The following is a 10,571-nucleotide window of genomic DNA, read 5'->3' as shown; positions in this document are numbered from 1 at the left end:
CCAACAACGGCATCATCGAAGCCGGGGTCAACGCCGATAACAGCCGCAACACCGAAGGCGACGTCAGCGTCACCGCGCAGAACTTCAGTAACACCGGCAAGAGCGTCATCGCCAGCCGCGACCTGACTGTCACTACCACCCAGACGCTGAACAACCAGGGCGGTACCCTGAGCGGCAAGCGCCAGGTCACGGTCACCGCCGGCACCCTCGACAACCAGAACCAGGGCCGGGTCCTGAGTTCGGACAGCCTGAACCTGACCGCCGACACGACGTTGAACGGGCAGGGCGGCCTGATCAACAGCGTCGGCCAACTGACTGCGACTCTCGGCCATCTGAACAACAATGCCGGTGAGGTCTCCAGCAAGGCCAGCAGCACGCTGACCCTCGGCACGATGGACAACCTCACCGGCCTGGTGATGGCCGAGAATACCCTGGGCCTCACCGCCACCGGCACGATCAACAACCAGAACGGCGTCCTCTCCGGTTGGCAGGGCCTGACTGTCACCGGCACCCGCCTGGACAACCGCAACAGCGGTACCGTCTCCAGCCGCAGCGGTGATGTCGGCGTCACCCTCAGCGGTGCGCTGCTCAACAGCCAGGCCGGTGCGGTGGTCAGCCAGAAAACCCTGACCGTCAAGGCCGACAGCCTCGACAACAGCGACCAGGGCGTTCTTTCCAGCGGCGTGGCCCAGCAACTGACCGTCGCCGGCCTGCTCGACAACACCCTGGGCGGCGCCATCGCCAGCTCGGCTGCCTTGACCCTGCAGGCGATGGCCCTGAACAACGGCGGCACGATCAGCGCCGATGATGCCCTGAGTTTCACCGGCACCGACCTGGACAACAGCCACGGCACCTTCACCGGCAATGCCGGGGTCACTCTCGACCTGCTCGGCACCCTGACCAATCACTACGGCAAGCTCTCCAGCGCCGGGCCGCTGCGGGTGCAGCGCAGTGCACAGATCGACAACCAGCACGGCGGCATCAACAGCCAGGGCCTGCTGACCCTGCTCACCGGCGATTTGGACAACAGCCAGCAGGGCACCATCGGCGCCACCGATACCTTACTGATAACCAGCAGTGGCAAGGTCGACAACAGCGCCGACGGCCTGATCGCCAGCCGCAATGCCGACCTGCAACTCACTGCCGACAGCCTGAATAACGCCAAGGGCTCGCTGCAGGGCAAGGGCGCGGTCACCCTGAACGTTACGGGCGATATCGACAACCAGAGCGGCAAGGTCATTGCCCAGGACGGTGACCTGACCGTCACCGCTGCCAACCTCGACAGCCGCGGGGGCCTGCTGTCCAGCGTCAAGGGTGCCTTTGAAAGCCACATCATTGGCGTCTTGAAGAATGGCCTGAACGACAACAATCAGGGCGGCACGATCCAGGCCCAGCGCCTGGCCCTCAATGCCTTCGGCGGCATCGACAACAACGGTGGCCGCATCGCTGCGCAGGCGGGCGACGCGCTGCTCGATGCCCGCAGCGGCAATATCGACAACCGCAACGGCGGCCTCTACGCCTCTAACCTGGTGCAGGTCAGCGGCAACGACCTGGACAACAGCGGTGACCAGGGCGGCAAGATCAGCGCCAGCGAAATCAGCTTCTCCCTGCTGGGCAAACTGAACAACCGCCAGGGCATCATCGAAAGTGGCAGCACCCTGTCGACCACGGCGGCCAGCCTGGACAACCAGAACGGTCAACTGCGTTCGCTGGGCCGCAGCCTCAAGACCCTCTTCGCCATCGGCGGTTTGCTCGACAACAGCAACGGCACCCTGGAAACCGCCAATACCGATATTGCGCTCGACGCCGGTAGCTTCCGCAACCAGGGCGGCAGCCTGCTGCACGTCGGTACCGGGATCTTCGGCCTCTCCATGGCCAACCTCGAGGACGTCGGCGGCCGACTGGTCACCCATGGCGACCTGACGCTCGACGGCGACAGCTGGACCAACAGCACCTCGATTCAGGCCGAGCACCTGACCGTCAACGTCAACCGCCTGACCCAGACCGCCAGCGGCCAGCTCCTGTCGACGTCGGGCCTGAAGGGCCGCGGGATCGACTGGAGCAACGATGGGCTGTTTGGCACCGACGGTGCCCTCGACGTCGACCTGAGCGGCCACTACAGCGGCAAGGGCCGCCTGAGCAGCCTCGGTACCCTGGACTTCCATGCGGCGCAGGCCGATCTGCAGAGTACAGCGAGCATCGCTGGTGGTGGCGACACCACGATCAACCTCGATGCCTTGCTCAACAACGCCGGGCGCGTGACCTCCAGCAACAACCTGAAACTGACCGCAGCCGGTGTGACCAACACCGGCACCCTGGGCAGCGGCAAGGACCTGCTGGTCACCACGGGCGCGCTGGTCAACGACCAGGGCCTGATCTCCAGCGGCGGCGACCTGCAGTTGCTGGCCAGCCGCTTCACCAATAGCTATGCGCAGGTCTACAGCCTGGGGACGGCGTTGATTGCCCGCGACGGGGCGGGGACCCAGGCCGATCTGCTGGATAACCGCTCGGGGGATATCGAGAGCCTCGGCAAGCTGACGATTGCGGCGACGACCGTCAACAACGTCATGGATGTGCTGGAATACACCGAGCATGAAAAGAGTGCCACGGGTATTACCCGACTTTCCTGCACGCTGATCCCCGTGGCCGGCTGCGATGATCGGGGTGGTGGCCGTATCAACGGCCTGTGGGAACTGGCGGAAACCGATCGCCTGAATGTCACCCGCAGCACCGCGGCCGCCAGCCTGACCAGCGGTGCCGACCTGCAGATCGACACGCAAACGCTGAACAACACCAGCAGCCTCATTGCCGCGACCGGCAATGTGCAAGTCAACGCCAGCACGATCAACAACAAGGGCTTGCAACCGCAGGAAATCAAAACCACGCGCCGCTACTGGAGTTTCGTCAACGAAACCGGCGCCGCGGCCGGCGCTGCCGCCACGTTCAACGCCAGAAACAACCCGACGCCTTCGGCTTCCTACGGTTCGGACCTGGGGGCATTCTTCCGCTGGGCCACCGTCGACCTGGGGGGTACTTCAGTCACTACCAACATCAGTGACAAGTCCTACGACGCCATCATCCAGGCCGGTGGCAATGTCACGCTCGATGCCGATAACAAGATCAGCAACAGCGTCATCCGGCCTTTCTACGAGTATGTCGCTGCCGGCCGTACCGCCGCAGACACGGGAACGGGTAACGGCTTTTCGACGGCGGTGTACATCAACGCGCAGCTCCCGCCCGACCTGGCCCAGCAACAGATCAACCCGGTTTCCCTGCCTGGATTCAGCTTGCCGACAGGCCAGAACGGTCTGTTTCGCTTGAGTGGGCAGGGCAGCACGGCCCCGGTGGCCAACCAACCGCACGTGCCGGGCCTGCCCGACACTTCGACCAGGTCCAATCCGCAGAAATACCTGATCGAAACCAACCCGGTGCTCACCGACCTCAAGCAGTTCATGAGCTCGGACTACCTGCTGTCCAACCTGGGCTACGACCCGGACACCAGTGCCAAGCGCCTGGGCGATGGTTTCTACGAGCAGAAACTGATCCAGCAAGCGGTGACCGCCCGTACCGGGCAGCGTTTCATCGATGGGCAGACCTCCGATGACGCGATGTTCAAGTACCTGATGAACAACGCGATCGCCAGCAAGCAGCAACTGAATCTGCAACTGGGCGTAACCCTGACCTCCGAACAGGTCGCGGCGCTGACCCACGACATCGTCTGGATGGAAAACCAGACCATCAACGGTGAGCAGGTCCTGGTTCCGGTGCTTTACCTGGCCAATGCCAATAACCGCCTGGCGGACAATGGCGCGCTGATCCAGGGCGCTGATGTGAGCCTGATCGCCGGCAAGGACCTGGAAAACGCCGGCACCCTGCGGGCCAGCAACAACCTGAAGGCGACCGCCAACAATGACCTGGTGAACAGCGGTCTGCTGGAGGCGGGCAATCGCCTCGACGCCTTGGCGAACAACAACCTCAGCAACAAGGCCGGCGGGATTATCGCCGGGCGCGACGTGAGCGTGACGGCCGTCACGGGGGATGTGCGCAACGAGCGGACGGTGACCACGCATCAGAGCCATGACGGCCTGATCAGCCATCGCAAGGATTTTGCGGACAGTGCTGCGCGTATCGAGGCGGGCAATGACCTGAGCGTCAAGGCGGGTCGTGATGTCGTCAGCCAGGGCAGTGTCCTGCAAAGCGGGCGCGACACGCAGATCACGGGCGGGCGGGATGTCAGCATCGCCTCGGCCGAGCAGGCTAGCAGTGTCCGTTATGACAACTACGCCAGTGCCCAGGTGACTCAGTTGAGTTCGACCCTGAGTTCCGGGCGGGATGTGTCCATCAGCGCCGGGCGCGATCTCAGCAGCACAGCCAGTCAGATTGATGCCAAGCGCGATATCTCCATGGCTGCGGTCGGTAATCTCACGTTGTCTTCGGCTGCGAACGAGAGTGAGTACAGCGGTTGGAACAAGAAGTATCGGGGGGAGGATAACCATACCAGCCAGGTTTCTACCCTGGTCAACGCGGGCGGCAATCTGACGATGACGGCTGGCAAGGATCTGGGACTGGTAGCCAGTCGGGTCAGTGCCGCGAATGAGGCGTACCTGTCCGCTGGGGCGAATCTGACGCTGCAGTCTGCGGAGAATCAGGACTACAGCTTCTACAGCAAAACCTCGAAAAACGCGTCGGGCAAGAAAAGCCGACTGGATGAGGTGGCTAGTACCACCCATATGGGGAGTTAGGTCACCAGTGGTCAGAGCGCCACGCTGCTGGCAGGTAACGACCTGATCGTAAAAGGCAGTGAAGTTGCGGCTGACAAGGGGGCTGCCAAGCTGGTCGCCGGTAACGATGTGCAGATCGTCGCGGTCACCGACTCCAACAGCGTCCGTCATGAAAGCAGCAAGAGCAAAAGCAGTTGGGGCGGCCTGAAATCGAGCAAGGTTCAGGACAAGGTCGCCGAAACCCAGACGACGGCGGTGGGCAGTGTCATCTCCGGTAATACCGTGGATGTGGCGGCCTTGCATGATGTGAATGTGAAGGGCTCCGGCCTGGTCAGTACCCAGGACCTGACCGTCAAGGCCGGTCGCGACCTGGTCATCGACGCGGCTGAGAACACCTTCACCCGCACGGAAATGCACAAGGAGAAGAATCGCGACCTGACCGGTGTGCTGACGGCCAACAACCTGGGCGTTGACGACATTACGGGCAACCAGCATCTGTCCATCAGCAGCAAGAGCCATAACGGCCAGTCGGACCAGACGACATTGACGGGTAGCACGGTCGGTTCCAGTCAGGGGAATGTAACCCTTACGGCCGGTCGCGACCTGACGGTGGTAGCGAGTGACCTGGTCAGCACCAAGAACATGAGCCTGACCGGCTCCAACATCAGCATCGCTGCCGGGATGGAGAGTGCTAGCCAGAGCACGACTGACAAATCTGCCAGCCTGGCGGTTGGCCGGGTGATGGGCGGTGCTGTCGTAGATGGCGTCAACACCATCCGTAGCGCGGTCAAGGCGGCGAAGAATGCCGATGATCCCAAGCTCAAGGCGGTGAAGTTGGCTCAGGCTGCACTGGCTGCCTACAACCTGGGGGTAATCGGGGCCTCACTATCCGAGAGTGCAGACGCCTACCTCAACAAGAAGGCCAGCCCTTCGGCTAATGGTTCGTTGATAAAGATTGGTACCGAGCTCTCCAACACTCACAGCAAAAGTACTAGTGAGTATGAGAGCAAGACAGCCAAGCAAAGCTCACTCAACGTAGGGCAGACACTGGCTATCGAGGCGACGGGAAAGGCGGCTGGTACGGCCGGTGATATCCACGTTATCGGTAGCACTTTGAAGGCCGCTGATACTGATTTGACGGCCAAGCACGACATCGTTCTGGAAAGTGCGCAGAACACCGCAGATTGGGCCAATAACAGTTCCAATAACAGAACAGCCATTGGTGCCAGCTTCAATATCGGTCAGCAGACTGGCTTCACCCTGGATCTGGGAGCCCAGATCGCCAAGAGCCTGGGTACCGGTGGTTCGGTGACCCAGGTCAACAGCACGCTGGACACCGGCGCACTGACCCTACATAGCGGCAAGGACACCACCCTGGCGGGTGCACAGGTACGGGCCAAATCGATCGATGCGCTGGTCGAGGGCAGCCTCAACATCGCCTCGCGCCAGGACTCCGAGACCGAGAAGAACAAGCAAGGCAGTGCCGGTATTGGTGGCAGCATCTGTATCCCGCCGTTCTGCTACGGCGTGCCGGTCGTGGTGTCGGCCAACCTTGCCGCCGGCAACATGAAGAGCAATTACCAGGCGGTCGAGGACCAGAGCGGGCTGTTTGCAGGGGCAGGGGGCTATGACATCTATGTTGGTCACAACACCACCTTGCAAGGTGCGGTCATCGCCAGTGATGCGACGGCGGACAAGAACCTGCTCAGCACCGATCGCCTGATTGCCAGCGATATCAAGAACAAGAGCGAAATAAAAAGTACTTCTGTCAGTGTCAGTGGCTCGGTTGGCTTTGGCGGTGGTGCGGTGAGCGCAGGCCTGGGCGGCATGTTCGGCATGTCACTCAGCGATTCGGACAGCAGCAAGACCCGTAGCGCCGTCAGTGAGGGCACCATCGTCGTTCGTAACACTGAGGGGGCCAACGACCTGGTGGGGCTGAGCCGCGATACGGCCAACGCCAACGAGAAGCTCGACCGGCCTGACAAGAAGGCGATGGAAGAGCGCATGGAGCTGATTCGCAGCTCTGTGGAGTTGGTCAATGGGGTTTCGGATGCGATTGCCACGGCCAAGATGAAGGCGGCTTGGGACCCGAACAGCGACGAGTATAAAGCTGCTCGGCAACAGTTGCTGGATAAGGGGAACGCCAATCCAACTGGGGATCAGATTGCCCAGCAGGTGAGCCAAAGTTACGGCGTGGGCAGCAGTTTCAAGAAGGCGGCTCAGGCTGTCAGCGCAGTTGTGCAGGGTGTTCTGGGCGGGAACATCGGTGGTGCGCTGGCGGGGGCGGCGGCGCCCTATGTCGCCCAGAGCATCAAGGAGGCCACCAAGGGGGACGACGCCGCAAACCTGATGGCGCATGCAGTCTGGGGAGCAGTGCTTGCAAGTTCGCAAGGTAACTCCGCTTTGGCCGGTGCGGCAGGTGCGGGCCTTGGTGAGTACATCGCCAAGCAACTGTACCCGAATAAGTCTGTTGATCAGTTGACCGAGTCGGAGAAACAGACAGTTTCGGCGCTGTCGACGCTTGCTGGTGGCCTGGCTGGAGGGTTGGCGGCCGGTGGGTTGGAAAACGCTATTGCTGCTGCTGGAACTGCGAAGAATGCGGTAGAGAACAACCATCTGAGCATGGAGGAAGGACTCTCCCTAGACGAGAAACGGCGGAAGTACACCTCGTCCTGCCTGGGTAGTTCTTCGACGGAATGCCAAGAACTGGCTGCCGATATTCAGGCATTGCTCAAGAAGGGAGGGAGTGAACTCAAACATGAAGTTATTAGTGAGGCCACGGATACAACATGGGCTTCCAGTCAGGATCATAAGCCTGGCGATATCGTTATGTGCAAGATCTCCTCTACTGGATTCTGCGTTGTTACGGATCAGTCTCTGAAAACTGCTCAGGGTGATGAGTGGTACCTGAAGCCTGCGTCCGTGGAGCAGTCACTGGCGGGGCGAGCTGATCAGGCGAAGACGCAGAGTGAGCTGCAGGCAAATCTGAAACAGGTCGCTGCTGATTCCTTTGCCGAGGGCTGCGGTGGTATGGGGGGGATTGGCATTGCTTGCCAGCTGTCGATGGCGGCAGGTGTGGCAAATCCGGTGACGGAAGCCCAAGCGACCACAGGGGAGCGGATTGGTTGGTTTGCGCAGGCTCTGTTAAACGTCGTGGGTCTCAAAAGCGCAATTGGCAGCGCCGTGGTGAAGGAGGGCGACGCTGTTGTTTCGGTCAAGAATGGTGCTGATGCTGCTGGTCAACCGGTTCCAGGTGCAGCTAATTTCATGGGCGATTCAGACCAGTTTTTTAAGAACGTATCTCAAAGATCTGATATTGATTCAAACGGTTATTTTGATGTCATAGCACATGGGAGTCCTCAAAAAATTGAGATTGTGACAGCTAACGGAACTATCATGGCGGATCAGCGCCTTGTTTCTCGGCTGATTGAGAATAATCCGTCTTATACTGGACAGCCTATACGCTTGCTATCCTGTGATACGGGGGCTTGTGATGCAGGATTTGCCCAGAATCTTGCGAATAAGATGGGGGTTTCGGTTAAGGCGCCAACTAATTTGGTATGGGCTTATGGTGATGGTAAAATGGTGGTTGCCCCTAGGTCTCCTCTTAATCCGAATCTTCCTGATCTATCTAATCAAGGTGGTTTCAAAGTTTTCTATCCAGGTAAGCCGTGATGATAAGTTCTTCTTTGATGATGTGTGAGCGATGTGGTGGTGAGCTGGTTGCCTTCAAGGAAGGTAGTACTGGTGGTATGAAGTGTTTGGTGTGCGGTTGGTCTTTGGTTGCAACGGATATACCTGGGATCAAACTCGATGATAAGGATTATGAGGTTTTTTGTTTTGGTGATTATAAGAATAAAAATCATGTGATGGCTGTTTCTAAGGCGTCTGGTTGTAATTTTTTAGAGTCTAGGGAAGGGCTTCGTCAGGGTGAGTTTCTTGCGTTTTGTGGGAAGGCAATAGATATTTTAAAAATTTTTGACGATCTTGTTGATGCTGGATTGAAATGTAGTATTAAGCCGGATTTTATTTGGGCAGGTAGGAATGGAGAAGCGGGCACGAATGAAAGTAAGTAAATTTTGGCGAGAGAAACGAGAACGCTAGCTGTCTTTCACCTGCAGGAAAACGGGGACGGAAAACGGGGACGTGGAAAACGGGGACGGATTTATTTTCTCCGATAATGCTCTGCAACGAGGCCAGTTGACAGGAACAGATCGTTTCGTGGGCGAGGTGGAGAGTATTGTTGACACGAATTCCGAAGCGGCCGAAGCGAGACTCGGGAAATAAATCCGTCCCCGTTTTTGGTCCCCGTTTTTGAGTTTCAACAAAGGTTTCCCGGTGTAATTGTTAAAGTAGAAACAGGAAAGCCAAGATGAAAAACGTTCGGGATATTTTTCATGAGTTAGTGCTGCGGGGAGTAATTTTAGATTCTGCTCTTGTTGGTTGCTCCGAAGTGGAAATTGCATCAATCGAGCAACATTTTGGTTGTAAAGTTCCTTTGGCATATCGTGAATTTTTGACGATTGCCGGGCGTTCGGCTGGTAAGATTTTTTGTGGTGTTGATATATTTTATCCGAGATTACTTAGCCTAAAATTTGAGGCGGATGAGTTGCTTGATGAGTTAGGTCTCTCTGATTTGCTGCCTACGGATGCTAAGGTGTTCTGCATGCATCAAGGATATGAAATTAATTATTTTCTACCGGTCGCTGATGATCCGCCAGTATTTCAGTTTTTTGAAGGTCAGAGTTCGATAGATAAAACTTGGGATAGCTTTTCAAGCTTCTTGATTTCATCAATAGAAAACCATCTTTTACAATGGTCTGACTTAAATTGACATAGAAACGGGGACCATAGAAACGGGGACGGATTTATTTTCTCCGATAATGCTCTGCAACGAGGCCAGTTGACAGGAACAGATCGTTTCGTGGGCGAGGTGGAGAGTATTGTTGACACGAATTCCGAAGCGGTCGAAGCGATACTCGCAGAAACGGGGACAGATTTATTTTCAGAAACGGGGACAGATTTATTTTCAGAAACGGGGACAGATTTATTTTCTGAACCGTTTGCTACTCTGAAAGCTTCAACGGAAGGAGGCTTCAGGTATGCCCAGGATGGGACGTATTGTTTTTACCAAACTACCCGCACCATGTAGTACAACGCGGTCATAACCGTCAGATAGTGTTTGCGGATGCGGAAGATTATCACCGTTATCTCGAAAATCTGCGGGAACTCAAGGAAGTATTCGGCGTGAAGGTCTATGCCTATTGCCTGATGACCAATCATGTTCATCTTTTGCTAGCCCCCGGTGAAGCAGTTGCAGGGTTGGGCCAGTTGATGAAGGCGCTGGCAGCACGGACGACACGTTATCGCAATCGGCTGGAGGGTCGTTCGGGCACCTTGTGGGAAAGCCGATACAAGTCCAGTGTCGTGCAATCGGATGCTTATCTGCTGGCGTGTTGTCGCTACATCGAACTGAATCCTGTGCGTGCTCGAATGGTCGCTGATCCGGTAGATTACCCATGGTCGAGCTATCAAGCTCGGATGAGTGGTGTAGAAAACGACTGTTTGCTGGATGTTGATCCTTGCTTCGCTGCTTTGGGTGATACTGCGAAAGAACGTGGCCAGCGTTACGAGGCATTTGTTCGACAAGCTGTTGCAACTGATGAAATCAGCCTTATCCGCGATGCTTTGCAAAGAAGTCAGCTGACCGGGACGGATCGTTTCGTGGACGAGGTGGAAAGGATTATTGGCTTACGGATAGAGAAACGAGGTCCGGGGCGGCCGGCTCGAGAGTCAGGAAAATAAATCCGTCCCCGTTTTTCTCCGTCCCCGTTTTTCTCCCCGTTTTTC

Annotated in this window: 4 protein-coding genes and 1 pseudogene; all 5 read left to right on the top strand. The window is 57.5% G+C overall.

From position 1 onward, the window contains the following. Positions 1–4,742, top strand: a 4,742-nt coding sequence (locus PF66_RS33155) for a hemagglutinin repeat-containing protein (protein WP_054062781.1), incomplete at its 5' end; no start/stop codon positions are given. A 108-nt stretch (positions 4,743–4,850) separates the two neighbouring features. After that, on the top strand, positions 4,851–8,396 hold the full coding sequence (locus PF66_RS33150) for a hemagglutinin repeat-containing protein (RefSeq protein WP_054062780.1): 3,546 nt from the start codon (positions 4,851–4,853) through the stop codon (positions 8,394–8,396). Beyond that, positions 8,396–8,797 (top strand): hypothetical protein, encoded by a 402-nt coding sequence (locus PF66_RS32685; RefSeq protein WP_152973006.1) that lies wholly within the window; start codon positions 8,396–8,398, stop codon positions 8,795–8,797. Before PF66_RS33150 ends, PF66_RS32685 begins: the two co-directional genes overlap by 1 nt. 296 nt (positions 8,798–9,093) lie before the next feature. Continuing rightward, positions 9,094–9,555, top strand: a complete 462-nt coding sequence (locus PF66_RS31970) for an SMI1/KNR4 family protein (RefSeq protein ID WP_081005854.1) — start codon at positions 9,094–9,096, stop codon at positions 9,553–9,555. A 268-nt stretch (positions 9,556–9,823) separates the two neighbouring features. Further along, positions 9,824–10,526, top strand: a pseudogene (locus tag PF66_RS31965) (transposase). Positions 10,527–10,571 lie beyond the last annotated feature (45 nt).

This window comes from Pseudomonas asplenii (genome assembly GCF_001293465.1).
Taxonomy (GTDB): domain Bacteria; phylum Pseudomonadota; class Gammaproteobacteria; order Pseudomonadales; family Pseudomonadaceae; genus Aquipseudomonas; species Aquipseudomonas fuscovaginae_B.
This window is presented reverse-complemented; position numbering and strand designations above follow the sequence as displayed.

Excerpts from the sequence above, each read along its gene's own strand:
- PF66_RS32685 (WP_152973006.1), top strand. The coding sequence starts at position 8,396 with ATGATAAGTTCTTCTTTGATGATGTGTGAGCGATGTGGTGGTGAGCTG.
- PF66_RS31970 (WP_081005854.1), top strand. The coding sequence starts at position 9,094 with ATGAAAAACGTTCGGGATATTTTTCATGAGTTAGTGCTGCGGGGAGTA.